The sequence below is a fragment of the Pseudanabaena sp. UWO311 genome, assembly GCF_006937785.1.
Lineage (GTDB): Bacteria > Cyanobacteriota > Cyanobacteriia > Pseudanabaenales > Pseudanabaenaceae > Pseudanabaena.
Genome location: NZ_SJEE01000051.1, coordinates 1 through 24254 on the forward strand (window position 1 = coordinate 1; position 24254 = coordinate 24254).

Below are 24254 nucleotides of genomic sequence, written 5' to 3' on the forward strand. Positions count from 1 at the left end.
CAACTCTTTGTTCTTCCTTCGCGGAAACCGCTCTTTAACTTTAATTCTTTTTCTTGGCAATTTCCTAGTAGACAGTCAAAGTATTATCCTCTTCCTCTTTGCACACTCCTTTTCGCTTAGTTTCTTTCTCAGCAAGCCCTAATTAATAATAGATCGCCTATCGATCATATACTTCTGGCTCAATATCTGGAACCTTAGCCAAAATCGCCTCATACCTTGCCCGACTTCCCCTCTTAGCCCGTTCCTTAAGATAGCCCTCCGTCATCAAAGCCGCAATTTTTTCAGTTTCTGATCTAGATTTATCTTCCATGCAGCCTCATTACTAGTTTTTGCCTTTGTAGATCCATACTACATTTATGCTCAAAGCGATCTCAAGTCTAAACTAAACTCAGGTAAGACATCCTCACCAGATAACACATCAGGATTAGTGAGAACTTCCACGACTTGATTTGGGCGATAAATCTCGACAATATTCGCTCTGCGATCTAGCAACCAGCCTAGCCTTGCGCCATTTTCGATATATTCCTGCATTTTCGATTGAGTCTCCTTGCGCGTATCCGTTGGCGACATCAACTCCAAAACAAAATCAGGCGTAATTGGTGGAAACTTTTCTTTTTGAGAAACTGTTAATGCATTCCATCGCTCCAGACTAATCCACGACACATCAGGCGATCGATTAGCATTATTAGGTAACTTAAAACAAGTCGATGAATCAAATACCTTACCAAGCTTAAAGCGATTATTCCAAATCCAAAACTGAGCAATCAAACCCGCATTATAAATTCCCGTTTCTCCACCCGTCGGAGCCAAAATAATTACCTCTCCTCTAGAATTACGCTCAAACTTGACATCAGGATTAGCTAGACATAGATCGTAAAACTGATCGTCAGCTAATTTCGAGATTGGCGCAAGATTTAAAGTTACCGTATTCATAATTTTAGTTTGAAGATACAGGCACACACAAATTTTAGCATTTTAAACAATCTAGATTGAAGGTAAGTCTAGACTGCGTGATGACGAAATAGGCTCACAATTAGGAAACTGCGATCGCTATCACTTTCTTGTTGATGAATTTGGAATCTCTGCACAAGCGGCTTGCTTTTTTCTGTTTTTCTTTGGTTATGTTCGGCTGTCAACTACTTGTTCTTCCTTTAATAAAAGCAATCCGTAGCTTTAATTCTTTTTCTCGGCAATTTAGTCTCTTTTTCAGCAAGCTCCACTTACATATTCTAACTGCATTAATGGCTGCCAATTGCGAATATCTTCCAAAAGTGCAAGATAGCCATTAGTATTTGGATGCAAACCATCCTGACAGATGCGATCGCGCATCCAATTTTGACCCCGTTCTTGCCATAGATCGAAGATATCTAAGTAGGGAATATCTCGCATTTGACAAGCTAGTTTCGTGAATTCTTTATAGCGGAATTGATCCTCGTGATTGAAATGTAAGCAATCGAGAAAAGGCATTTTTGATTCGTCAACGGGAACCATGCCGACAAATATCAATGGACAGAGGCTCTGGGCTTTGTCGAGTAAGTTGACAATTTCTAAAGTAAAGCGATCGTAATCCGTCATGTTTCTCCCCGATCGCTTACCAACTCGTGGCGAATCATTCACCCCAACGGACAAGATCATCAAATCAGGGCGCTTATTGCGGAGTTCTCCCCGCAGCAAAAATTCTTGCTCTAATCTTTGATTTACATGTGCAGTCGTATCTCCGCGTACCCCTAGGTTATAGAGAACATGACTGGGTTCTGTAGCCATCCATTGTCGCCTCAGTTGCTCGACCCAGCCCCCATTGACAGGATCGCCGTAGCCATAGATTAAACTATCACCAAAAGCTGTAACTTTAAGGGGATGCGGGGAGTGGCAAAAGAGATTAACAGGCGTTTTCTGGAGGTTTAAGGTCGTCATCAGGCAAAGCGCTTAGGATACTGAATCAGTTACTTTACAAATCTACATCTAGATTAGCGCAACTAAGTACTTTTACTTAATAGGTCTTTAGCTTGATTTTTGTTTTGTAGCGATCGCTTGTCTTAAGAGATGCAAACCCACAAGAGAGTTGCGGCGCAACTCTCTTGTGGGTTTTTAGATAAAGTGAATAATTTGTTATATCCGACTTTGCCGTGCATCTCTAATTATTCACTTCGAGGGAGTAGGTTCTACGCTACATTCAGATGGTGTTTTAGCGCGATCGCAATCCGTGATTTTTTTGATCAACTTACGCAGTTCTAGCGCTTCTTGATAGGTTGGCTGTTCTTGTAGTACTTTCTCAACAGCAAACAGAGATTCACTATAACGCTTGGCACGATATAAGGTGGCAGCCAAAGCATATTGGGTATCAATTCTTGCAATACCTCCCCATAAATTGTTTGCTTTTAGAGAGAGAGAATAAGCATTGATCGCTTCCGCATCTTTATTTAGATCGTAGAAAATCACGCCCCGATTGTGCCAGACTTCAGAGAATCCACCTGATAAATCTATAGCCGTTTGGTATGCCTGTAACGCTTCTTCCTTACGGTTTACTTTCCTAAGCACATTTCCCTTCTTATACCAAGAAGCATAGTCATCAGGTTCAATGGAAATAACCCGATCATAGGCTAATATAGCCTCTGGATAAAGTTTCAATGCAGTTAATGCATCAGCCTTCCCAAACCAAGCATTTGTATAATCAGGCTTTTGAGCAATCAATTGCTCAAAAGTAATTAATGCTTTTTTGTTCTCGCCTTGATCGAGTAATCGAATGCCATCAATAAAAGCCTCATAGAGATTTTCACTACTCTTGTCTTCAATGAGCTTTATCTGAGGGTTACTACGCCGAATTTTTTGACCGCGTTCAAAAGCTTGAATCGTATCCTGATAGCTTCCTAGTCTTGATTTTGCTTCAGCTTGACCGTAGTAAACTAAATAGTCTTGAAGGCTGATTAAGTCTTTAGATGCGATGTACGGAGTATTGGGAGAGAGTAAAACAGCACGGCGGTAGGCAGCTCTGGCTTCTTCATAGCGTTCTAATCGAAACAACGCTAGTCCCCTAAAAAACCAGACAAAACTATAGTTAGGTTTAATCTTTATAGATTGATCTAAAGACGCGATCGCTTCTTCATAGCGATTGAGATCAACTAATGCTGTGCCGCGATTAAACCACCACAGGTAGTAGTCTTCTGCTTTTGCTTTAGGCTCAACACGATCAACAAAGATCGCACCTGGACTAATTTGCAATGCCTTATCGTAGGATGCGATCGCTCGATCAAATTTTTTGAGTCCAGCCAATGCCAAACCGTGATTATTCCATAGTTCTGGATCTTTAATTCCGCGTTCATCTTGCAGAGCAAGTTCAAAACAATCGAGGGCTTTTTGAAATCGTTTTTGACCCAGAAAAATGCTGCCCAGTAGTTTGTAATTACCAGGATGCTTAGGATTTGAGCCAATATTACAAGACTGCGTTTGGCTATAAGCTGATTGAGCGGTGAATCCAAAAAAAAATTCTAATGTGCAACCAGATAAAATCAAGCAATAAGTTAATGACCGAAGAATTAGAGAGTGAAAAGTCATGATTTTTATTGTTTGAACAGATAAGTTTTGATTTGAAGTTTTAGTTTTGGAGAAATTTTACTGAGCAACGCGCGGCGCTGGTGGTAGTGGCGGAGATGGCTTTTCAGCAGGAGGAGTATATGTCTCAGCAGGAGGATTATATGTCTCAGCAGACACAGTGCGAGGAGTATCCACGTTCGTTAAAGGAGCCGCGACAGATTGAGATGCTGGCGTAACAACAGTAGCGTTAGCTAGCTTTTGTTTTGCTTCTTCTACAATTTCCTTGCCACGCAACTGCCAGTAAGGAGTTGGCGAAATACCTTTAAGTGTATCGATCGCGATTTGCCATTTTTCATCTTTTGTTGCCTTCTCTGCTTTTTGAATAAGATCACTATTTTTCTTAATATCTTGCTCCCATTGAGCCAAGAGTTGGTCTGCTTTTGAGCGCATACGACTGTCAAGAGGGATCGCTTGTAACATAGTTTTTGATTCTATCAAATCACCTGCATTTTCATATTTGACTTTGGCTAAAGAGATTAATTTTTCTACATCATCATCAGCTTTTCTCTCCTCTTCAGTAAGTGCGATCTCATTAGTAAGAATGGTCTCTTTATCCTTTAATTGAACTACAGCATTGGCAAGTTCTAAATTTTTCTTCTCAATATCAGCAGATTTGGATCGTGCATAAAAGTATGCTCCAAATGCACTGCTAAAAATAACACCAACCCCTAAAATTACAGTAAGTAATTTTCGCGTTATGTCTTTGGTAGTTACTTGGGATTGATTTTTAGAAGTATTTACCTTTCTGTAAATTTGAGTATTTGAAAAATTCACCTTAAGTTTTTTGGTTTTATGACTATTATTTGGTTCCGAATTTAATGATTCTGAAGAAGGTGATTCGGAAGATAATGGAATTGGCGATGATTGTCTCGACGACAGAACTTTAAGGAGCGTAGGAGACAATAATAGTGTGCCATAATCGCTATTTAGAGAGGTGATCGTAGGTTCAGAAGGATTAATAATTGGTTGTAGAGATTTCAGCATTTGTCCTGCATTGTCATAGCGCAAGTCAGGTTCAGCTAAGAGAGCAATATTTAGAATTTGCATAAACTGATCGCTTATATTGCAAAGCTGTTGCCAGTTCCATGTATCGTTTTGGGCTTTTAGTGCTTGGGGTGGAAAGCCTGTTAACAACACTATGATTACTACACCAAGTGCATAAATATCTCCTGTAGGTGTAGGTTGTTGCGTTTGCAAAACCTCTGGCGCTAGATAAATCGGATTATTAGTTCCATTTGCACTCAGCAGTATAATCTCCATACGGCTATAATCATAGGCAACTGTGTCTAGTGAAATGGAGCCATGTGATTGTTGACGATCATGCATTTCGCATAGATGAGGAAGTATTTGCCGCAAGATATCCTTTGCTTCCGCTTCGGAAAGTCCGTGCCCCGAAACTGGTGCAAGTAATGTGCGATAAGTTGAATATTGCGTTTGCATAACTTCATCAACTCCTATATTTAGACCTGTTGGGATATTAGCTCAAAAAGTCTTGAATTCTTCTTGCAATACATGTTTCATAGTTTTTTCAGAAAATTCCATTAAAGTGTATTCTGGGCAAGCTTTTTAGCGATTTTAACTATTATATCGCAACAGGTCTAGTAATCATGTTATGGAGATCGCCAACTATCTAAGGACATAAAAGTCCCCAAAAGCGAGTCGCGCGGTTGAGTGCCGCCACGAGCTTCTTTAGACTTATGGTTGGCAACAGCTATATATATCAGCAATTCTAATAATTATGACTGTAGATGGATATTTTCTTTTTATTAACATTTAAGCAATTTTGCTCTTTTTTTCTTGCCTTTGACAATTTAGTGATCGCTATCGCCTAAAACATTACAAATTGTATGATAACCCTTGAACCAAACATGACCTAATGAACCAAAGATTTTTTGTCGCGCTATTGCCGCCTGAACTTATTCAAGATCAAGTTAAGCAAATTCAATCAGATTTTGAAGCTCGCTACAGCACCAAAGCAGCGCTCAAAGCTCCACCACATATCACTCTCATCCCTCCCTTTAAACTATCTAGCGATCGCATTGAGGCATTACAAATCGATCTAGAGAAATTTGCTAAAAAACGATCGCCCTTTACGATTAACCTATCAGGATTTGCGGCTTTCCCACCTCGCGTTATTTACATTGATGTTGCTCCTAACTTAGTATTGCCAAATCTATATGTAGATATTGCAGCAATATTTGCGAATACTCTGAGCATTATCGATCCCTATGCTTCTAGACCATTTGTGCCACATATGACCGTTGCTTTTCGAGACTTGACTCCTAACAACTTTGAAATGGCTTGGGCAGAATTTCGCGATCGCAAAATAAATTTTGAATTTGAGGCGACTAATCTGACACTATTGGTGCATGATGAGCAGAAATGGAATGTTTTATCCAACTTTGCCTTTCTAGAAAATTAGATTTTAATCTGATTTAAATTTATTCCGCAATTGACTGCTGAGCGCATCAATACTAGTCACAACTACCAATAGAACTAGCATCATCGTCATCGCTTTGCTATACTCAAAACCGCGAATATAGCTGACTAGCTCGAAGCCAATTCCCCCCGCACCGACTACTCCTAAAACTGAGGCAGCACGGATATTGTATTCAAACATATAGAGCGTGTAGCCGAGGCAAAGCGGTAAAACCTGTGGCATGACTCCATATTGAGCAATTTGCCACCATGAGGCGCGGCTCACTTGTAGAGATTCTAGCGATCGCTTATCTACGGACTCGATCGCTTCTTGATAGAACTTTGCTAGATAACCAATCGTGTATATGCCCAACGCCAAAGTTCCCGCAGGTGCACCCAATCCTGTCGCCGCCACAAAAAACAATCCTAAAATAATCGATGGAACTGAACGAACAGCATTCTGGAAAAGATTTGCCATCCAACGTAACCACAATGGCGAAAGATTTTGGGCTGACAATAGAGCGATCGGAATTGAGAGAATTGCGCCGATCGTCGTTCCCCAAAGTGACATTTGTACAGTCTCAATTAACGCCTTGATCGCCACATCCAAAATACTCAAATCAGGCGGCCAAAGACGCGACAAAAAATCCGCCATGTAAGGCAGACTAGTTTGGATTAACTTCGGATCAACTTTTAAACCATGTAATGACCAAATATAAGCCCATCCTAGACCGATAATTACTAAAACTCTGAAAGCCCAGATGTTGTAACGGCTGGAAGTATAGGGGTGAACTCGATCAAGAAATTTCATTATGCAGCGCTAGCGGACTGAACAAGGGATAGATTTTGCAACTTGGCAAACTCTCTATCCATATTTTGACAGTCCCCATCATACCAGACCTGCCCTTCTTGAAGAACGATCGCTCTCTGAGCATACTTGGCTGCAAGAGCAAGATCATGCAGTACGACCACAACTGTCAATCCTTTGCGATTCATCTCTTGTAAACTACTCATCACTTGCTCAACTCCCGATATATCTAAGCCAGTAGTTGGCTCGTCGGCTAGCAAAATATGCGGTGACTGAATCAAGGTACGGGCGATCGCAACTCGTTGGCGTTGTCCGCCGCTTAGTTGGCGAGCTTTTTGGTAGATTTGTTCTTGCAATCCCATTTTTTGCAACAATTGCATAGCTACCCGCCGATCGCGTTGTGGAAAACCCCATAAACTCTGCCATGTATTGAGATCTCCAAGGCATCCACAGAGAACATTATCTAAACAGGAAAGCTGATCGACTAAGCCTCCGCCTTGAAAGAGAAAGCCGACATTTTTACGAACTTCATCGACTTGCTTTGGTTTTACTGAAGTCCCACAGATCTGGATTTCTCCTTGACTGACAGGAACTAATCCCACCAGCGATCGCAAAAGTGTTGATTTACCTGCCCCGTTCAGTCCAAGTAAAGCCACAAATTCCCCATGATTGATTTGCAGATCAATTCCATTCAAAATCGGACGCTTTAAAGTTGGCTGATAAGCAGTGCGGACATTTTGACAGGCGATCGCAGGTGAATTATTTTCTGTTTCTGATCCAAGTTCCATAATTTAAAGTTTCTGATTTTTTTGAATATAGGTATCTAAGGTTATTTCTTGTAGAGAATCTCCCATCGCTTAGTCATAAGTCGAGCTTTACTCCCTTTAATTCCCCCTTGCAAAGGGGGAAGACCAGAAATCTTGTTCCCTCCCCTTTGCAAGGGGAGGGTTAGGGTGGGGTAAATTTTCTTTGTTATGGTTTCAGCCCAGCCCGTTGAATTGCAGTACGCATCGTCGCCAAATGTTGCTCATGATCAACTTTGACTAACTCAGTGGAGTTGTAAAGGCTGAGAAACAGGGCTTTATTCTCAGGCTCATTCAGCTTTAAAAAAGCCTTAATCAACTTTTCGCGTAGATCGGCTGGCACACTATCATCAATGACGATCCCATGTGCTGGAACGTTAGGGACTGAGTGCAGTACCCGCAATTTTTTACCTTCTTCCGCTGTAATCCAAGGTGGGAGCAGCGCATATTCAGAAACTACGGCAACATCAGCTTGACCGCGCAATAATGCTTGCAATGCACTACTATAGCCATCCCCATAGGTAACCTTGCTAAAAAACTGTTCTAAGCGATCGGGCCCATCAACGAACTTAAGTCCCACCAATTCACTGACAGGAAAAATAAATCCAGACCCAGAAGAACGAGAGGTAAACGCCATGCGCTTACCTCGCAACTGTTCTAGGGTTTGGGTAGGATCAGCCAAGGTTTTTAACGGGCTATCTTCAGGAACGACAAAGACAGAGTTGTAGGTCTTGCCACCCGAATAGTCAGCACGAACTTCAGCTAAGTACATTTTTGCGCCAGATAATTGCTCGGCTTTGAGTGAAGCACGACCACTCAAAAAAGCAACATTGGCTCGATTGGCTTTTAAAGCTTCTACCGAAGCTGTCTCGTCAGCGGTGATCCCCTTCACAGGCATACCAACTTCTTTTGATAAAATTGCCGTAACTTGATCAACCTTATTTTGCAAATCTTTAGTATCACGGCGAGTTGCAAAAGCGATCGTGACTTCTTTGAGTGGAGCCTGTGCTATTTCAGTAGGAGTAGGCTTTGTGGCTGGGGCTGTTTCCTTGGCTGGAGTGGATGTCTGAGCTACATTAGTCTGAGATGGAGGCTGTGGAGTATTTCCTGTACAAGCGGTTAAACCTACCAAAGATATTAACCCTGTGACTACGGCAAGATTAATAGGCAAACACGAAATTTTTTTCATTGATTTTTTGAAAACAGGCAATAAGCTAATAAAGAATTACTTGCAATAACTAATAAATATAGCTTAAGCTTACTTGAGAATTAAAGTCAATAACTTACAGTTTTTTTTCAAGTTTATCGCGATCGCCTATCTGCCCAAGCTGCAAAAATGATTTGATAATTACGAATTACGAATTATTTTTTTATAATTCGTAATTCGTAATTTGTAATTCGTAATTGATACGCAGTGAAATCGCTATGACCGAAGATCAAATCCCCGAAGGCTTAGAACGCGAAGTTAAAACTATGGGAGGTGCAGCAATCGACGGTGCACCGATCGCTTATATTATCGTCCTCGCTGCCGTTGCTACGGTTTTAGCATTTATTCCTTTTTCGATCGTGCTTGGTTCAGGCAAAGGCATTCCCCTGAGTCAAAGTATTTATCCTCTGCTTGGTTGGTTACTTGGTCCCCTAGCAGGTGCATTAGCTAGTGGCATTGGTACATTAATTGGCGTATTTCTTGCACCCTACACCGCAGGAGTTCCCGCGATCGCAATTTGGGGAGCAGTGATCTCTAGCTTTGCGGCAGGCTCGATGGTGACTGGACAAAAGCGCAAATATTGGTATTTGGGATTAACAGTTCTGTTTGCGATCGAGCTTGCAGCTTATGCCTATTTAGCAATTATACGTAATGGGATTCCTGTAAATACTTTTGTGGCAGGAGCCTTTATCGACTGGTCAGCCGTAATATTATTTGTGTTGCCAACGCGCACATTATTTTCACGTCTGATTAGTAGCAGTAATTTTGTAAAAGTAGCGATCGGGATCTTTTGCGGAACTTGGACAATTTGTGGACTGGCTCACCTTAGCCAAGTTCCATTTACTTACTATCTATTCAACTGGCCAGAACCTATTTGGAATATGTTAATTCCCATAATTCCTGTCGAGAATGCAATGCGTGGATTATCTGGTGCTGTGATTGGTACGGGGGTGATTTCGGGTTTGAGAGCGATTAATTTGGTAAAACCAAAGGAATCAATTTATTAGCTCAAAAAAACAAGAAGGGAAGAGCGGCGCTTTGCGCCGCTCTTCCCTTCTTGTTTTTTGTAAGGAGACTAGACGGGATTTTCTTGCTCCACAAGAGCCGCTTCCTCAGACCTAGGCAATAGCCCACTAAGCAGAATTGCTGTCAAACCACCTGTAGAGATAGAAGAACCAAATAGATTGCTAAAAATAGCTGGCTTTCCAACAAAAATCTCGGGAGCAAATATTACTCCTAATCCTAAACCTAAGGACACAGCAACAATAATTATGGAGCGGCGATCCAGTCCCGCTGATACAACGATGTTTAATCCCGCCACTGCGATCGAGCCAAATAGAACTAGGGTTGCACCACCCAAAACTGGCTGTGGAATTGATTGGAATATCCCGCCCACGAAAGGCAATAAACCTAATATTACAAAGATACCCGCTACATAGAAACCAACGTAACGGCTGCCCACGCCTGTCATTTGGATAACACCATTGTTTTGACTAAAGGTTGTATTTGGGAAAGTATTTAGGACTGCGGCAATCAATGAGTTTATTCCATCTCCTAATACTCCTCCTTTGATGCGGCGAACATATACACCACCACTTACTGGTTCTCCAGATACAGCCGAAGTTGCTGTCAAATCGCCAACGGTTTCAATTGCTGTCAATATGTATATCAAAACAAATGGTAAGAAAGCTCCGAAATCAAAACTAATTCCGTAACGGAAAGGGACTGGAAGCCTAAAGAATGGCATTTGGCTAAAAGTATTGAAGTTGACTATGCCAAGAAATAGGGAGGCGATAAAACCAACTGCTAAACCGATCGCGATCGCACCCATTCTCAAATAACGATTAGGCGAAAGTGTTAGCACAACTACAATAAATAGAACTGCACCGCCGAGGGCAAGATTCTGAAAACTACCAAAGGAACCATCATTTTTGGCTAGACCCACAGCCCCGCCTGCAAGACTGATCATTCCCGTTTTAATCAAGCCTAAACCAATAATCATTACGACCGTACCAGATACAACTGGTGTAATGATTTTGTCGAAGAGATGAATAAACTGACTCAAAATAATTATCACAAATGAGCCAAACAAACAAACTCCAAAAATCAATGCTAGAGCTTGTTCTGGGGAATCACCTCTTTGTAAAGAAGCTGTACCTACGCCTAAAATTGGTGCAAGAAAAGCAAAACTAGTCCCTTGTAGACTTAGCAAACCTGAACCGATTGGACCAATCTTTTTACATTGAATATAAGTGCAAATTCCCGAAGTAAAGAGCGACATACTAATCAAATAACTAGTATTTGCCGCATCCAATCCTAGACTGGTACAGATAATAATTGGAGGAGTAATGATCCCAACAAAAGCAGCAAGAACATGCTGAAAAGCTACGAAAATAGCTTCGACAACAGGAGGTTTATCATTTAGTCCATAAATTAATCCAGACTTAGTGACCACTGGAGCCTTAGCAATATCTTCGCCTAGCTCTTTGACTAGGTTCAGTTCTTTATCTGCCATGATGTCTTGCTTGGGTTGTTTGAAATATCAGTTTGTATACTGTATACAGTTATTCAAAAAATTTCCGCTAGAATCACTACAAAATCAGAAATCAAAAAAAAGGCGGCGCGAAGCGCCGCCTTTTTTTGTAAACTTTACTTCTTGGTTGCCTCTGGATTAATGTAATCGCAGAAGATATTGATGCCAACTTTGAGAATGTAGAGAACAACAACAGTTGCGATCGCAGGATCAATTGGGAAGCCGACCGAATGAACTACGGAAACAATTAATCCTGTGAGTAATGGAGCGCTAGTAGGATTTTTGTTATATTCTTTGACCTGATTTTGAAAGCCTTCTTTGCCGCATAGTTCTTGGCGGAAGACGTTAACTGTGGATTGCCAAAGTTTGGTTTTGTCGAAGTCCTGTTGTCCATGTTGTTCTGTCCATAGCTCCTCAAAGCTCTTTTCAAGATCGCCATTGGTTTCTTTTAGCAGGTTTAAGGTCTTTTGAGCAGGGGCATAGTCTTGCAAAAGTTGGCTAATGTTTTGGATTTCGGTTGCAGTTAGTTGAGTAGTCATAGTCTATTTTCTGAAAGTATTTAAGCTAGGTATTCTCTGACTTGAGCTAGAAAGTCTTTTGCATTATTGAACTTGACTCATAGAGATATTCCTTCTTTACGAATGTTATTTAAGAGTGGTGTAGATTTATTTCTGAAGTCTTCTTCTGAGATGGGAAACACGGATAGGAGTTCGTCGTATTGAAGGCTGAGTCTAGATTTGATTGCGCCCATGTGGAAAATCTCGGTGGGAGGGTAGATGGGAGATTTGAGGATGACTGCAACATCAATGTCTGAGTCGGTTGTGGCTTGATTGCGAGCCTGTGAACCATATAAAACAAGTTGCAAGAATTTACTGCCATACAGGTGTTGCAGTTCTTCACGAAATTCTGTTAATAGGCTATCTAACTTTGGCGCTAATGTTAATTGATTCATATTTTCCTTTTTCCATTTGGAGACTATCTGCTTACTCACGGGCTAATTCGGCAGCGTAGCTGATGGCGGCAAAAATATCCTTGGAGGTTAGGGTGGGATAACTCTGCAAGATTTCTGCTTGACTGACTCTTGCGGCGAGGTTGTCGAGAATGACTGACACCATGATTCTCGTTCCTTTTATACATGCCTTACCATGACAGACAGATGGATCTGTTGTAATTCGATCTTTCCACACCATAATAAAAATCCTCGTAATTGCATAGGGATTAACGAGATCGCAATGTTCGCTGTCGTATTTTATTTCGCTCTAGCACGGTAAACATTTCTGTTAATTTTATATTATCTTCATCAAGCAACCTGATTAGATGATGGGCAGGTTCTATTGGGGTTAGAGGCTGATAGCGAAAGTAAATGACTCCGATGGGTTTTGGTAAAAATCGTCGAAAAATTAATTCGCCGTAGTCGCGATCAAATGTCAGGATAATTCTATTTTCACTAACTGCTCTTGCTAGGACTTCAGTATCTTTAATTCCTGAAGAATCTTCCATGATAGATGTGATGTCTAAGCCAAAATCTCGCAAATTTCTAACACTGACTAAGGGGAAATTTTCGTTTGCTAAAAACTGCATTAACTCGCCTTACGAGGTGTTGGTATTGTGTATAGCGTCATATCGCGCATACATTCGCAGGTAAAGGCAAATACGGCTCTGAGTGAATTTTGGTTTAGAGTCGGATAGTTTTCAAATATTTGTTGTTCTGTCCAACCTGCTGACAATAAGCCCAAAATAAATTCGACGGAAAGCCTTGTACCTTTGATGACTGGCTTGCCGACTAAAATATCGGGATCGGAGTGGATATAGGTTTCCCAGTTCATGTAATCGCTCCCTAAGTGCTAATTTGATTTTAACGCTTGTATGTGCTGGCTTGGGAGTAGCGATCGCACTTCTTTTCTAATTCGCTCGTATCAGCATTGCGATCACCTTACTCATCTTGAAGCTTTTCTAAATCGGCTAGGTCTTGAAGTCTCCCAGAGGCTAATTTATTCTTTTTGAGATTGTCAAGATTGATAAATTTAACAGGTACATCATTAAGGATTACTTCAATTTTGGAATCATAGCAGGTTTGAAAATCAATGCCATCAGGATTTGTGATTAAATCAATTCGGTTAGGGGGGTAGCCAAGCTGAATGATTTGATTAGGTGTTTGAAAGTCATCAGATATTAACCCTAAGCTTGCAAATCCAAATTGAGTTAATGCTGTTACTAGGTTTTGAGCATTTTCTTCGCTTATTTCGATCCAAATGTCGATGTCTTTGGTATAGCGTGGATGTCCATGAACTGCGACAGCATAACCACCAATAACGAGGTATTTAACTTGGTTGTCGTTTAATAATTGTATAAACTCTTTGAAATCTTGGTTGAGCATTGTATTTGTATTGGTGATATTCTTGGCGAATTTGTTCGAGTGCTTCTAGGCGTTTTTGAGGTGTTTGTTGTTGCCAGTATTGAAAGTCGTTGGTTTGCTGTTTGAGAGAGATTTTATTAATGACTTTTTCCATACTTTTATCCTATTTTAATTGCTATTTTTAATTGCTATTTAGTCTTGGTTTGGTTATTGTTTGCGATTTGCTTTGATCCAGTTTTGGCTTAGTGCTGTGTTGGGATTGATCGCTCGCTTGACAAGGTTAATTTTAGATTCTGGAAAGTTTTTTTGTGTCATGTCTTTGGGCAGCTAAAGGCTTGAACTTAATTAATAAACTTCGTCATGTGTGCCAATTGTCTCTAGAAGAATTGCCTGTGATTCTTCATGTTCTACAAACTTAAAAATAATTCTCAAATCATATCCGCCACTACATGACCATGATCTTCACGCGAGAAGTTCCTCCATGAGTTGTGATGGCGTGACGGGCTTACATTCACCAAGTGCAAATTCTTGTTGAGCTTCTTGTAAGTCTTGAATTAGTTCGGCTCTGCGTCTGTCGCGTAGTCGGTTTTGCAAAATCCGAATCAAGTCTTCTTGATCTTCTAATTGAAGGCGATCGGCTGCTTCTAAGATTTTAGTAAAAGTCGTTTCGGGGATGGTGGTCATGTTTTTGGATCGCTAAACACTTGAATTTATTATACTTCAGCTAAATCGCGATAAATATCATCATCCATTTTTTCCTTTTTCCTTTTTAATTTTGCCTTGATAAGATCGCCAAATTCAATCTTGATCGCGAGAACCTGTTGATAGTTTTGTCGCACTTCTCCATATTCTCGCAAGGTTTAGTTTGATTTTAGTATTTGCTGAATATTTTCAATAGTTGTCCCTAAAATTTGTGCCATTGCTAACAATAAATTCTCGTCTTGGAGTAATCGATATATGCGAATGAGATTTTGCGTAGCATGTAACAATCTATCTGTATCTTGAAAATCTTTAGATATTTGTAAGTCTTGAAAGTAGTGTGATTTTGCATTTTCTAAATCGCCTAATTTTTCAGCAAGTAAGCCAAGTTCAGAATATATACTAGCTTGGGAGTATCGATCCCCTAATTCAATTTTTATAGCAAGAGACTTTTGATAATTTTGTCTTGCCTCGTCATATTCTTTTAACTCTTGAGCGATTATGCCTAAATTTTGATAGGTTTTTGCTAGATTATAGCGATCATCAAATTCGCTAAAGATTGTGATTGCTTTTTCATAATTTTGTTTTGCTTCTTCATATTCTTTTAATCCTTGAGCAACTACGCCTAATTGGTGATAAGTACTTGCTTGGGAGTAGAGATCTCCTAGTGCAACTTTAATAGCAATAGACTTTTGATAATTTTGCTTAGCTTCAGCATATTTTTTCATATTTTCTGAAAGCCACCCTAGTTGATGGTATGCACTTGATTGAGCATATAAATCATTAAATTCAATGAAAATATTGAGAGCTTGTTGATAATTTGCCCTTGCTTTAGCGTATTCTTTCAAATCTTGTGCAATCCATCCTAGTTGATGGTATGTAATGCCTTGAGAGTAGAGATCCCCAAATTGAATTTTGAGCTTGAGTGCTTGCTGGTAGTTTTGTTTTGCCTCAGCGTATCTTCTTAATTCTTGGTCAATCATACCTAAACAGTGATAAATACTGGCTTCTTTTCTTTTGTCGTTAAGTTCTTCTATAATTGATAATGATTGATTAAAAATTTGTTTAGCATTATCAAATTCTCTTGTATTAAAGTAAATAGTTCCTAAATTAAATAAAGCCTCAGCTTGACTACGTTTGAAACCAATCTCTTCAGTAAGATTGATCGCCTGTTGAAAATAGAACTTGGCTTTGTCAAACTCACGAATTGATTGATGTGCTTGCCCTAACTGATTGAGCAACTCTAACCTTGTGCGACTATTTGCTTCCGTATCTTCAGGATATTCCTGCAATAATCTCTCTAATAAATCAATCCGCTCTCCTTGTTCGGGTTTAGGCAAATAACGATCAGGATGATGAAAAAATTTAGAGACTTCAGCAGTTAAGCGTTCGCGGGTTTCGGGAAGGGTTTGAAACTTGAAGGTTGATGAAGTCCATGCCCAAAAGTCGGGTGCGAACTTAGCGAATCGGGTTACGGCATAATCTGGCAAAGCAAATAGAAGCGGATGGGGAACTGCGATGGGGAAAGAATCACGGGCATAGTTGAGATTCGTTAAAATGGGAGGATTGTCACCACTATAGGCGATCGCCTTTTCTAAACCTTGCAAAATCAACACTAATTTCTTATCAGGTTCAATCGAGATTTTTAATAACTCCGCCTTAATCCCTTCCAACAAAAAACGCATATCGCGATCGTCAAATCGCAACACCGCAAATTGAATCGATGCACATTTAGGATGCTCAGCGATCGCTGTAATCACCTTATCGATATCAGGTGGAAAGTTTACCTCAATAAAACCGATCTTCAAACCTCGCGACATCTGTATAAAAGCCAGCAAAAATTGAAACACTTCTTGATTGTGTTCTAACAACGCCGCTATTTCCGATGGATCAGGTTGTTTGGATGTCATCGATCGCTCTCTTAAAGGCATTACTACGCATCAACAAAGGATTGGGATAATTCCAGCGATCGCTACCGTTATATTCTAAAATCGCCGTACTAAAGAGCATTTGCTGACCAATTTCATCATCAGTTATTTCCTTCGTTAAGGCGATATTAGCTAACTCATTAAAATATTTCTTAGGAGTGGAACGCTCAAAACTAAACTGAAGCTGCTTAATCGCATATTCCACATCATCGGGTTGAATCTTATCGTGAGCGCGTCCATTGGCTGTAATACAGGCTAATTGCATTAATTGCATCAGTTGTCGTACATGACCTCCACTCATTTTCACCAAATCGATTAATTCATTCCGCGAAGCAAAAATCAATTTAGCATCAACCCGCTTTTCAATAATAGCGGCAACTGCGTCCAAGCCTTTCTGATTGTATTCTAATGGATAGCGATCGGGAGCTAACTCATAAATACCAATCATCGGCACAATATGCGGATTGCCAAAGGAATTATTTAAGCCTCGTGGAGAATAAAGAATAGAAATTGGAACAGTATAGATGATCGTGCAGTGGAGTTCCTGAAGTTGGGCAGCATAATCAAAAAACAACTTATTAGAAACCTCTGGCGGACAGCGATCGAGATTATCGAGAATTACTAAAATCCCTTTGAAATGAGGATACTGAGCGCGTAATTTCTTAAATCCATCCGCCAACAGCAAATTAATATCGCCTTTCATCCGCGAGACTTCTTTAATCAACTTTTCGCGAATTGTTATTTTTTCAGAACTAGAATTTTTGATTTGACCAGACAACTTAAATAGTAACTTCGCTAAAAATGGCGCTTCTCCGCCCAATTGCATCTCTGCTTCTGTATTAATCGATCGCTGCACCGATTCTTCGTTTTCCTTAGTTATGTCTCGAAACCAATTCTCGAAACTCTTTAGCAATTCGCGATCAAACTTAATTTTTAGCTTTCTCAAAGCTGTTTCAACTTGCCTAATCACCGTGATATAGAGATCGATATATTCCACATCATTAATATCTGTCTCATCTTCCACATTTAAAAATATAGTCAGATATTCCTTTTGCCAATGCTTTTCGATGCGTCGTAATTCCGTACTTTTGCCACAACCACGATGCCCTGTAAATAAAATAGTTGAGAACTTATTAGCATTTTGTTGCTGCAAAATCTGCCCGACCTGCACGATCGCCTCAGTCTTTCTTGCCTCCAACAAAGGTATATAGTATTTGTCCAGATCGTCACCCTGAAGAGGCTTCACAGGATCGCAAATATCATAAGCGTCCGTCAGATTTTTAGCTAAATTGTCGGCAGGGTTGGTCATGGCTATGTTGGACTTGCGCCTAGTCTATACGGATGAATCATAGCAAACCAATAGCAACTATTCAAAAAATATGCCAAATCCATCTTTGAAACTACTTTATTACAGGCTTAACCCCTCGATGATCAGTATTGACATCTAAGAAACATATCTTAGAACTCATAAAAAAAGCGGCGCTTAGCGCCGCTTTTGGGTTTACATAAATCTTGCGCCTAATCTCCGAATTACATGAACAGACTCGTACCAGAGATGTTCTGGAGTAACTCCAAAAGCAACCTTCGCCAAAATCAGTGCGATCGCGACAATTAAAAATGGCACTAAAAGAGATTTTGCGACTTTCTGTAAAGAAGCGAATATGATCATTGAAGCAACTAACGCCGCTACTAATAACAGCCAATCGTTGAACCGACCTGAGAGAAATCCATCCATGATTACTCCTTTACCTCAGCAGCTTTCATCTTAGCTTTGATTTTTTCGACAATCGACTCACTTGATGGTGCTAAAGGCGACTTGTCCTTTGCCATTTTCATACCAGCAGTAATTTTATCGCCGATTTCTTCAGCCGTAGGAATAAAAAGTTGCTTATTTTTTAAGAATAATTGTTTCTTCTGAGCAGGTGTGAGTGTCGCAAAAATATCCTTTTTAGGAATAGCTTTAAATACTGCACTCAACTTAGTCTTTTGAGCTGGAGTCAAAGTTACAGCTTTAAAAGCCTTGCGAAAACTAGTTCCTGCGGCAACTTTAGTTGCAAATTCTGCTTGCTGCTCAGGAGTTAAAACACTCTCAATTTGAGGAATTATTTCCGTTTCCAATTTAGTCAGCAAATTAGTTGCTTCATCAGTAGGTTTTGGTGCAGCAACTTCTGCAACAGGCACAGCAGGTTCAGTTGGTGCTGATTCTGTTACGGTTGCAGCAGCTTCAGGCGCGACAACTTCAGGTGCAGTTACTTCAGGGGCGGCAACAGGTTCCGCACCATCAACGTCGGCAACAGCTAACCAAGTCGCCGCAGGAAAAGAGCTTGATAGAACTTGAGAAGCATTGCCAGTGAGTAATCCGACAAAAATGATGGCACTGATAAAAAATGAGAATAAACGTTGTTTCATTACTTTTCCTGAAAGAATTAGGTAATAGGTTTACGACCATGTTCGACATAGGCGGCGATCGCCAAAATCGAAATAATGATCAAAGGTAGAGACAAACTCCACCAAGATTCAGAAACTAAGACAAAGCAAGCAGCCAGCAATCCACCAAGAGCAAAACCTGCGATCGTCGGCACAAATCGACCAATCCGTTCTAAAGACTCACTTGCTTCCATTTGAGTTACTTCAGTTTGGACACTTGCAAACTTAGCCAGAAAAAACTGCACAACATCAATGGTGAGTTGCGTAGTATTTCCAGTCATTACTGTTGTCGGAATGTAGCTTTTGAATACTCCCTTTGCTTCCTTCATCAAGGCATTTTGGATCGCCATTGCTATTACACCAGAGATGCCAATCGGCAAGATCAAATCTTCCTGTACATCAAATAGAAGATCAGGCGAAAGCGTCATACCCATTGCTAGGAAAACTGCCAACGCGATCGCTTCCGCAGTGAGCAAGACTCCAAACACGCACCATTGCTGACGACGCGAAAACCGAGCTAGCAGAGAAGTCAAAGCCACAGTTAGCACAAATGTGGGCAACATTAATAAACGAGTAATGGTTGTCTCAGTATCAGCACTCACAAATGAAGAACCCGCCAAGGCAATGTTGCCAGTCACATGGGCTGTAAATAGTCCAAACAAAATGATAAATGCAGAAGTATCAACAAACCCAGCGACCCAACTTAATAGAAAGCCTGCTGGTCCATCACTGATTAAGTAAGCACTGAGATTAAACTTGAATTGCGATCGCGGAATTGCTGAAGTCATTTGCTTGCCTTGAATTAGATCTTATCCCAATTCTCATAGTGGCAATACCATTTTGAGAATCCAAAAACCTTGCTGGGTCAATTTTCAATTCTCAAAAGTTTAACTGCATTTTCGAGAATTGGTATTAATAGACTGTTGCCAAGTGTTAGGTGATTTCCTGAAAACAACTTTTCAAGCAGGAGATAGGTAGGGTGGGCATTGCCCACCTTACTAATTTCTGGCTTAAGGAGGCTTCTTAGTGGAAATCACGTATGAGTTTAATCCCTAACACTTGCTTAAGAAAATCCAAAAACTAAGGAACAACAACTTCGGCAGGTGCGCTTTCTACTGCTGGCTCAGTCGCTGTTTCTGGAGCATCGGCTTCAGGTGCTGCTTTTTCTTTCTCTTCAGCAGCTTCTGCCGCAGCGGCTTTTTCAGCTTCTTTAGCTTTTTTGGCTTCTAGCTTAGCTGCTTCTTTAGCTTTTTTGGCTTCTAGCTTGGCTGCCTTTTTAGCCGCCTTTTCCGCAGCTTTAGCTTCTTCTGCTTTAGCTTCTTCTGCTTCCTTTAGCTTTTTGGCTTCAAGCTTAGCGGCGGCTTTGGCTTTTTTGGCTTCCGCCTTTGCTGCGGCTTTGGCTTCTGGAGTTTCGACTACTGCTTCAGGCTCTACAGCCGCATCTGCAATTAAGCTAGAAAAAATTGCCCCATTTTCATTGGCTACAGCGAAGATCGCGCTATCAAAATTGGATGCTTTTACGTCTGCTTGTGCTTGAATAGGATTTCCCAAAAATACACTCAACATCAGAACGAGCGATAAACACAGGCTGTTAAATCTAGTAATTAATTCGGGACTAGGCAATTTAAACATGGTGCTGAATTTGTTCTTAAGCATAATTTTACTCTACTAATTTTTGATTGCCAAAATCAACTAATCAACTCAATCTAAAATTAGCGATCGCGCTACTTGCTTATCACTATAAATTTCATTAAAAGGTGTCAGCAAATAATTGATTGAGTAAGTGATTTTATGGCTAAAGCAAATTTAGTGCTAATGATTTAGTTGGATTTTCAAGATACATTACAACAGGATATTCGCAGAATAATGGTATTCTAAATTACTTTTTTTGTTGAATTAATCTAGTGCTATTATTTATTTTAATTTCTTTAGTCCTTCTAGATACAACATTTTTAGAGATTATTACTATTAGTAAGCCTCTAGATTTTCTTGTTAATATTTATTGCAATGTATTCGATTGATATTTGAATATTTATATCTCCCATACTAAATATATTTAATCTTTAAATATGGAATATTTCTGAAACCGTGTACCTGTAAATTTGGAAAAGTAGAAGCGATTACAAATTCATAAATTTAAAAGTTGACAACAAAGTTACAGGTGGCTTGGAGTAATTAAAATTACGTGTTAAAACCTATATTTTTTGTGGGTTTTGCTGGCAATTTTTTAGGATTTATGTTTAATTACGCTAGCATTCTTGTCAAAGTTTTGTTGATAACCTTGGATATTGATAAGTGCGCTAGATTTGGGCTTCGCCTTTTGCAATTGCAACGATACTTCCTTGATCTTCCTTGAGTTGGGATGACTTACACCAATTCACGAAGGTGTTGGCACATTCTTGTTAATTGAAAATCAGACCCAGTAGGGATTTTAAAAACACAAAATGGCATAGCTATTTTGCGTTTTGATGTTACCCTGCAAAACTTATGTATACAGTATACATAAAATATTGACACGATAATATTTAATCTAAAAACAAAGTTGATGCTGAGCATAGCTTTTGTTTTAAATAACTGATGTTACGTGGAAGGAAATCCTGAAAATCAATGGCTGGCATGGGGCATTATCCTATAGCAAAGAGATAGCTAGGACAAATCAAAACCCAAATAAATAAAGGCGGCGCTTCGCGCCGCCTTTATTTATTTGGGTTTTATGTCCTAAGCAAAACTTTCATTGCTTATAGCTGTAACTTCTTTCTCATCTTCACAGTAAAAGAGACGAGGGTACATTTTGGGCAGACATTAAACCGATCGCATTACTCCAATTCGTAGAATAACGACTTATATTTTTACCCCAAAGAATCCCTTCGAGATTTGCGCCTTCGAGATTTACGTTACTCATATTGGCATCGCGTAAATCTGCGCCACTAAGATCGGCATTCTGGAGATTTGCGCCACTGAGGTCAGCTCCACTAAAATCAGTGTTTTGCAACTGCGATCGCTCTAAATTTGTAGAATAAAGCTTAGCACCCCAAAAAGTCGCACTATTCAAATTAGCCTCTTTTAAGTTTGCTTGCCAAAATATGGCATGACTAGCATTAATATTTTGTAAATTTGCACCTTGGAGATTAGCACTATTGAAATTTGCCGCGATCGCATTGGCTCTTTCTAAATTGGCATAACGGAGATCCGCAAAGCTAAAAATAGCACTATAAAGATTTGCCTCACTAAAATTGGTCTTAATTAGAGAACCTGTAGCGATCGCGCCATTTAAACTTGCTTTAGCAAAATTTGCATATTCTAATCGCGCCTCAATTAAATTAGCATGATATAAATCCGCACCTTCTAGATTGGCATAACTTAAATTGACATAGCGCAAATCAGCAGCACTTAGTACTGCATTCTGTAATGAGATTAATGTATCTGGATACTCATTTCTCCATTGATTCCAGCCATTTACTCCTTTCATTAGTAGTTGTAATTGTTGTATATCAGTCATGGTCTTATTTTAGAAGTATTTATTAGAAGTATTTATATTTGAAGAAACCTAACGCGATCGCTGTACGTTTTTAATTTTTCTTGCTGTAAAACCCTATATCAAGAGAAGTATTTCTCGATTTGGTTGATTTGCATTTTTATATTATGAGTCAAATATCTCAAATTTCTCCTAATTCAATTTGGAAGCGTCTTCGCAATCAAGAAATTGATTGCGATAAAGCCATTGAGCTATTGGTTGATAAACGGGGCGGATTGAGGATTGATTTACTAGATGAAGAGCTCAATTATCGTTTTTTTCATTATTTTGATGACCGCAAATCCTTACCACCGATTATCCCTCTATTGCTGTGGCATGGTTACTTTTATTTAGCTTCGCCACATTCATTAACCAGTGACGAAATCAAGCAAATGAGTAATGCTACGTTAACGGGCATCAAAAATATAACCATCTCTTCCGAAAGTTATCTATTGTGGTTCCTTCGTCAAAATTTACCTGAGCCAAGTGATATTGCTTCACCAATTGTGAACCCACTCACAGGTGCAAATGAAGAAGCACACTTAGATGAAATTTCCGAGATCTATTTGTCGCAAGCCCTTGATCAAACTCATCGCATTAATGCTTTAATTTCGGTTGCACTGCAACATCGAGCCAGTGATATTCATCTAGAGCCCACAGAGTTAGGGCTGCGCGTTCGCTATCGCATCGATGGCATTTTAAGAACTACACGCATTTTACCGACTGAAGTCAGTCGTAAGACCATCGTGGCTCTCAAAGTGATGAGTAACATGAATATAGGTGAAAGTCGTCGTCCTCAAGATGGTCGTATTAGTCAGCATTATGTTACCGCCGATCATCTAGATTTAGATTTAGATATGCGGGTTAGTACTTTTCCCTGTGTTGGTGGTGAAAAAGCGGTAATTCGGCTATTGCCACGCAATAAAATGCTGACAACCACGATTGAAGATATTGGCTTCATGCCGAAATCCCTTGAAATTTATCGCAGTTGGGTGTCACAACCCCAAGGCTTAATTATTGTAACTGGTCCAACGGGTTCAGGTAAAACCAGTACGCTCTATGCCACTTTGCAATTATTAGCAACGGATCAAGTGAATATCATTACGATGGAAGATCCGATTGAATATAATTTGTCAAATATCACCCAAGGACAAGTGCATGAGAAGGGTGGACTTACCTTTGCTACAGGACTAAAATCAATTTTGCGTCAAGATCCCGATATTATTATGGTGGGTGAGGTACGCGATTTGGAAACTGCGGAAATCACTATACGCGCAGCCATGACAGGGCATTTAGTTCTATCTACAATGCATACCAATGATGCAATTAGTACTGTGGCAAGACTGAAAGATTTGGGACTGCATCCAAGTATAATTTCTGAAGCTCTATTGGGCATAGTCGCACAGCGATTGGTCAGAAAAGTCTGCTCTTTTTGCTCTGAAGTCTATGTGCCAACAAAAGAAGAAGTTGAATTTTTGAATATTCCAGCACAGGATATGAAATACCAAGATTGGCACAAAGGTAAAGGCTGTGAACATTGTTTTGGGTCAGGTTACTTGGGACGTGAAGCTATATTTGAGCTATTGAATGTCACTCCTCAAGTACGAAAAATTATGGCTGAAGGAAATCAATCAAAATTACTTGAGTATCTAATCGAACATGGTTATGAATCTTTTGTTCATAGCGTGCGTGATAAAATTTCAACGGGAATTACTACCCTAGAAGAAGCGTTGCGAGTGTTGCCAAGACAAATGTTCACTGATATAGGTTGCTAGTCGCTAGTAATAGTTTATGAACAATAATTGTCTAGTTTGTCCTCATCAATACCAACCTTCTTGGGTGATGCTAAGTAATACCAAATAAATGAAGGCGGCGCGAAGCGCTGCCTTCATTTATTTGTCCTAGCTATCTTAAAAAAAACAAATAAAAACCCAAAATCAAAGTGGCGGCGCTTCGCGCCGCCACTTTGA

The 24254-nt window shown here is 39.9% G+C and carries 26 protein-coding genes and 2 pseudogenes; 3 read left to right on the forward strand and 25 right to left on the reverse strand.

Going from position 1 to position 24254, the window contains the following annotated elements:
- Positions 1-157: 157 nt before the first annotated feature.
- The 5 genes and pseudogenes from PseudUWO311_RS23085 to PseudUWO311_RS23105 form a co-directional block, all read right to left on the reverse strand.
- Positions 158-298, reverse strand: a pseudogene (locus PseudUWO311_RS23085) (toxin-antitoxin system HicB family antitoxin); the annotation flags it as partial.
- A gap of 62 nt (positions 299-360) precedes the next feature.
- Complete coding sequence (locus tag PseudUWO311_RS23090) at positions 361-933, reverse strand: Uma2 family endonuclease (protein ID WP_142657571.1); 573 nt, start codon at positions 931-933, stop codon at positions 361-363.
- 273 nt (positions 934-1206) lie between these two features.
- A complete protein-coding gene (locus PseudUWO311_RS23095; protein WP_142657572.1) occupies positions 1207-1914 on the reverse strand; it encodes a GDSL-type esterase/lipase family protein in 708 nt (235 codons plus the stop codon).
- Positions 1915-2142: 228 nt separating this feature from the next.
- Positions 2143-3552 (reverse strand): tetratricopeptide repeat protein, encoded by a 1410-nt coding sequence (locus tag PseudUWO311_RS23100; protein ID WP_142657573.1) that lies wholly within the window; start codon positions 3550-3552, stop codon positions 2143-2145.
- A gap of 57 nt (positions 3553-3609) precedes the next feature.
- Positions 3610-5031 carry a hypothetical protein gene (locus PseudUWO311_RS23105; RefSeq protein ID WP_142657574.1) on the reverse strand — a complete coding sequence of 474 codons (1422 nt, stop codon included), beginning with the start codon at positions 5029-5031 and terminating at the stop codon, positions 3610-3612.
- 436 nt (positions 5032-5467) lie between these two features.
- Between PseudUWO311_RS23105 and PseudUWO311_RS23110 the strand changes: the two genes are divergently transcribed.
- Positions 5468-6013, forward strand: a complete 546-nt coding sequence (locus PseudUWO311_RS23110) for a 2'-5' RNA ligase family protein (protein WP_142657575.1) — start codon at positions 5468-5470, stop codon at positions 6011-6013.
- A gap of 3 nt (positions 6014-6016) precedes the next feature.
- Here PseudUWO311_RS23110 and phnE read toward each other — a convergent pair whose 3' ends face one another.
- The 3 genes from phnE to PseudUWO311_RS23125 form a co-directional block, all read right to left on the reverse strand.
- Entirely contained in the window at positions 6017-6823 is an 807-nt protein-coding gene (phnE, locus tag PseudUWO311_RS23115; protein WP_411730317.1) for a phosphonate ABC transporter, permease protein PhnE, read from the reverse strand.
- The gene (locus tag PseudUWO311_RS23120) at positions 6820-7605 is read right to left on the reverse strand and encodes a phosphonate ABC transporter ATP-binding protein (RefSeq protein WP_142657577.1); all 786 of its coding nucleotides are present in this window, start codon (positions 7603-7605) and stop codon (positions 6820-6822) included. Before PseudUWO311_RS23120 ends, phnE begins: the two co-directional genes overlap by 4 nt.
- A 184-nt stretch (positions 7606-7789) precedes the next feature.
- Positions 7790-8809 (reverse strand): phosphate/phosphite/phosphonate ABC transporter substrate-binding protein, encoded by a 1020-nt coding sequence (locus PseudUWO311_RS23125; RefSeq protein WP_190303633.1) that lies wholly within the window; start codon positions 8807-8809, stop codon positions 7790-7792.
- A 236-nt stretch (positions 8810-9045) separates the two neighbouring features.
- Here PseudUWO311_RS23125 and PseudUWO311_RS23130 point away from each other — a divergent pair, with 236 nt between their 5' ends.
- On the forward strand, positions 9046-9834 hold the full coding sequence (locus PseudUWO311_RS23130; RefSeq protein WP_142657578.1) for a hypothetical protein: 789 nt from the start codon (positions 9046-9048) through the stop codon (positions 9832-9834).
- 68 nt (positions 9835-9902) lie between these two features.
- Here the strand turns inward: PseudUWO311_RS23130 and PseudUWO311_RS23135 are convergent, their stop codons facing one another.
- From PseudUWO311_RS23135 to PseudUWO311_RS23215, 17 genes and pseudogenes are all read right to left on the reverse strand, one after another.
- Complete coding sequence (locus tag PseudUWO311_RS23135) at positions 9903-11342, reverse strand: uracil-xanthine permease family protein (protein ID WP_142657579.1); 1440 nt, start codon at positions 11340-11342, stop codon at positions 9903-9905.
- 134 nt (positions 11343-11476) lie between these two features.
- Positions 11477-11899 (reverse strand): hypothetical protein, encoded by a 423-nt coding sequence (locus PseudUWO311_RS23140; protein WP_142657580.1) that lies wholly within the window; start codon positions 11897-11899, stop codon positions 11477-11479.
- 77 nt (positions 11900-11976) lie between these two features.
- Positions 11977-12312, reverse strand: coding sequence for a nucleotidyltransferase domain-containing protein (locus PseudUWO311_RS23145; protein ID WP_142657581.1), 336 nt, complete (start codon positions 12310-12312; stop codon positions 11977-11979).
- 31 nt (positions 12313-12343) lie between these two features.
- Positions 12344-12550, reverse strand: coding sequence for a DUF433 domain-containing protein (locus tag PseudUWO311_RS23150; RefSeq protein WP_142657582.1), 207 nt, complete (start codon positions 12548-12550; stop codon positions 12344-12346).
- Positions 12551-12578: 28 nt separating this feature from the next.
- Positions 12579-12941, reverse strand: a complete 363-nt coding sequence (locus PseudUWO311_RS23155) for a DUF5615 family PIN-like protein (RefSeq protein ID WP_142657583.1) — start codon at positions 12939-12941, stop codon at positions 12579-12581.
- Complete coding sequence (locus PseudUWO311_RS23160; protein ID WP_142657584.1) at positions 12941-13186, reverse strand: DUF433 domain-containing protein; 246 nt, start codon at positions 13184-13186, stop codon at positions 12941-12943. Before PseudUWO311_RS23160 ends, PseudUWO311_RS23155 begins: the two co-directional genes overlap by 1 nt.
- Before the next feature lie 107 nt (positions 13187-13293).
- Positions 13294-13737, reverse strand: a complete 444-nt coding sequence (locus tag PseudUWO311_RS23165) for a DUF6036 family nucleotidyltransferase (RefSeq protein ID WP_142657585.1) — start codon at positions 13735-13737, stop codon at positions 13294-13296.
- Positions 13682-13870, reverse strand: a complete 189-nt coding sequence (locus PseudUWO311_RS23170; protein ID WP_142657587.1) for a hypothetical protein — start codon at positions 13868-13870, stop codon at positions 13682-13684. Before PseudUWO311_RS23170 ends, PseudUWO311_RS23165 begins: the two co-directional genes overlap by 56 nt.
- A 191-nt stretch (positions 13871-14061) precedes the next feature.
- A pseudogene (locus tag PseudUWO311_RS24985) lies at positions 14062-14175 on the reverse strand (plasmid stabilization protein); the annotation flags it as partial.
- A 3-nt stretch (positions 14176-14178) separates the two neighbouring features.
- Complete coding sequence (locus PseudUWO311_RS23180) at positions 14179-14400, reverse strand: hypothetical protein (RefSeq protein ID WP_142657589.1); 222 nt, start codon at positions 14398-14400, stop codon at positions 14179-14181.
- A gap of 176 nt (positions 14401-14576) precedes the next feature.
- Positions 14577-16325 (reverse strand): tetratricopeptide repeat protein, encoded by a 1749-nt coding sequence (locus tag PseudUWO311_RS23185; RefSeq protein ID WP_190303634.1) that lies wholly within the window; start codon positions 16323-16325, stop codon positions 14577-14579.
- Positions 16306-17652: a P-loop NTPase fold protein gene (locus PseudUWO311_RS23190; protein ID WP_142657591.1), complete on the reverse strand. Its 1347-nt coding sequence runs from the start codon at positions 17650-17652 to the stop codon at positions 16306-16308. Before PseudUWO311_RS23190 ends, PseudUWO311_RS23185 begins: the two co-directional genes overlap by 20 nt.
- Positions 17653-17844: 192 nt before the next feature.
- Positions 17845-18078 (reverse strand): hypothetical protein, encoded by a 234-nt coding sequence (locus PseudUWO311_RS23195; RefSeq protein ID WP_142657592.1) that lies wholly within the window; start codon positions 18076-18078, stop codon positions 17845-17847.
- A 2-nt stretch (positions 18079-18080) separates the two neighbouring features.
- Positions 18081-18752, reverse strand: a complete 672-nt coding sequence (locus PseudUWO311_RS23200; RefSeq protein WP_142657593.1) for a hypothetical protein — start codon at positions 18750-18752, stop codon at positions 18081-18083.
- A gap of 17 nt (positions 18753-18769) precedes the next feature.
- Entirely contained in the window at positions 18770-19558 is a 789-nt protein-coding gene (locus PseudUWO311_RS23205) for a YoaK family protein (protein WP_142657594.1), read from the reverse strand.
- Positions 19559-19850: 292 nt separating this feature from the next.
- Positions 19851-20426: a hypothetical protein gene (locus PseudUWO311_RS23210; protein ID WP_142657595.1), complete on the reverse strand. Its 576-nt coding sequence runs from the start codon at positions 20424-20426 to the stop codon at positions 19851-19853.
- 1108 nt (positions 20427-21534) lie between these two features.
- Positions 21535-22269 carry a pentapeptide repeat-containing protein gene (locus PseudUWO311_RS23215; protein WP_142657596.1) on the reverse strand — a complete coding sequence of 245 codons (735 nt, stop codon included), beginning with the start codon at positions 22267-22269 and terminating at the stop codon, positions 21535-21537.
- 143 nt (positions 22270-22412) lie between these two features.
- Between PseudUWO311_RS23215 and PseudUWO311_RS23220 the strand changes: the two genes are divergently transcribed.
- The gene (locus tag PseudUWO311_RS23220; protein ID WP_142657597.1) at positions 22413-24059 is read left to right on the forward strand and encodes a GspE/PulE family protein; all 1647 of its coding nucleotides are present in this window, start codon (positions 22413-22415) and stop codon (positions 24057-24059) included.
- Positions 24060-24254: the final 195 nt, after the last annotated feature.

Bases quoted from the DNA above. Each gene is read 5' to 3' on its own strand.
- PseudUWO311_RS23145 (WP_142657581.1), bottom strand. From the start codon at position 12,312: ATGAATCAATTAACATTAGCGCCAAAGTTAGATAGCCTATTAACAGAA.
- PseudUWO311_RS23140 (WP_142657580.1), bottom strand. From the start codon at position 11,899: ATGACTACTCAACTAACTGCAACCGAAATCCAAAACATTAGCCAACTT.
- PseudUWO311_RS23200 (WP_142657593.1), bottom strand. From the start codon at position 18,752: ATGAAACAACGTTTATTCTCATTTTTTATCAGTGCCATCATTTTTGTC.
- PseudUWO311_RS23105 (WP_142657574.1), bottom strand. From the start codon at position 5,031: ATGCAAACGCAATATTCAACTTATCGCACATTACTTGCACCAGTTTCG.
- PseudUWO311_RS23165 (WP_142657585.1), bottom strand. From the start codon at position 13,737: ATGCTCAACCAAGATTTCAAAGAGTTTATACAATTATTAAACGACAAC.
- PseudUWO311_RS23135 (WP_142657579.1), bottom strand. From the start codon at position 11,342: ATGGCAGATAAAGAACTGAACCTAGTCAAAGAGCTAGGCGAAGATATT.
- PseudUWO311_RS23195 (WP_142657592.1), bottom strand. From the start codon at position 18,078: ATGGATGGATTTCTCTCAGGTCGGTTCAACGATTGGCTGTTATTAGTA.
- PseudUWO311_RS23130 (WP_142657578.1), top strand. From the start codon at position 9,046: ATGACCGAAGATCAAATCCCCGAAGGCTTAGAACGCGAAGTTAAAACT.
- PseudUWO311_RS23090 (WP_142657571.1), bottom strand. From the start codon at position 933: ATGAATACGGTAACTTTAAATCTTGCGCCAATCTCGAAATTAGCTGAC.
- PseudUWO311_RS23125 (WP_190303633.1), bottom strand. From the start codon at position 8,809: ATGAAAAAAATTTCGTGTTTGCCTATTAATCTTGCCGTAGTCACAGGG.
- PseudUWO311_RS23170 (WP_142657587.1), bottom strand. From the start codon at position 13,870: ATGGAAAAAGTCATTAATAAAATCTCTCTCAAACAGCAAACCAACGAC.
- PseudUWO311_RS23095 (WP_142657572.1), bottom strand. From the start codon at position 1,914: ATGACGACCTTAAACCTCCAGAAAACGCCTGTTAATCTCTTTTGCCAC.
- PseudUWO311_RS23155 (WP_142657583.1), bottom strand. From the start codon at position 12,941: ATGCAGTTTTTAGCAAACGAAAATTTCCCCTTAGTCAGTGTTAGAAAT.
- PseudUWO311_RS23160 (WP_142657584.1), bottom strand. From the start codon at position 13,186: ATGAACTGGGAAACCTATATCCACTCCGATCCCGATATTTTAGTCGGC.
- PseudUWO311_RS23180 (WP_142657589.1), bottom strand. From the start codon at position 14,400: ATGACCACCATCCCCGAAACGACTTTTACTAAAATCTTAGAAGCAGCC.
- PseudUWO311_RS23215 (WP_142657596.1), bottom strand. From the start codon at position 22,269: ATGACTGATATACAACAATTACAACTACTAATGAAAGGAGTAAATGGC.
- PseudUWO311_RS23190 (WP_142657591.1), bottom strand. From the start codon at position 17,652: ATGACCAACCCTGCCGACAATTTAGCTAAAAATCTGACGGACGCTTAT.
- PseudUWO311_RS23185 (WP_190303634.1), bottom strand. From the start codon at position 16,325: ATGACATCCAAACAACCTGATCCATCGGAAATAGCGGCGTTGTTAGAA.
- PseudUWO311_RS23110 (WP_142657575.1), top strand. From the start codon at position 5,468: ATGAACCAAAGATTTTTTGTCGCGCTATTGCCGCCTGAACTTATTCAA.
- PseudUWO311_RS23205 (WP_142657594.1), bottom strand. From the start codon at position 19,558: ATGACTTCAGCAATTCCGCGATCGCAATTCAAGTTTAATCTCAGTGCT.
- PseudUWO311_RS23150 (WP_142657582.1), bottom strand. From the start codon at position 12,550: ATGGTGTGGAAAGATCGAATTACAACAGATCCATCTGTCTGTCATGGT.
- PseudUWO311_RS23120 (WP_142657577.1), bottom strand. From the start codon at position 7,605: ATGGAACTTGGATCAGAAACAGAAAATAATTCACCTGCGATCGCCTGT.
- PseudUWO311_RS23100 (WP_142657573.1), bottom strand. From the start codon at position 3,552: ATGACTTTTCACTCTCTAATTCTTCGGTCATTAACTTATTGCTTGATT.
- PseudUWO311_RS23210 (WP_142657595.1), bottom strand. From the start codon at position 20,426: ATGCTTAAGAACAAATTCAGCACCATGTTTAAATTGCCTAGTCCCGAA.
- PseudUWO311_RS23220 (WP_142657597.1), top strand. From the start codon at position 22,413: ATGAGTCAAATATCTCAAATTTCTCCTAATTCAATTTGGAAGCGTCTT.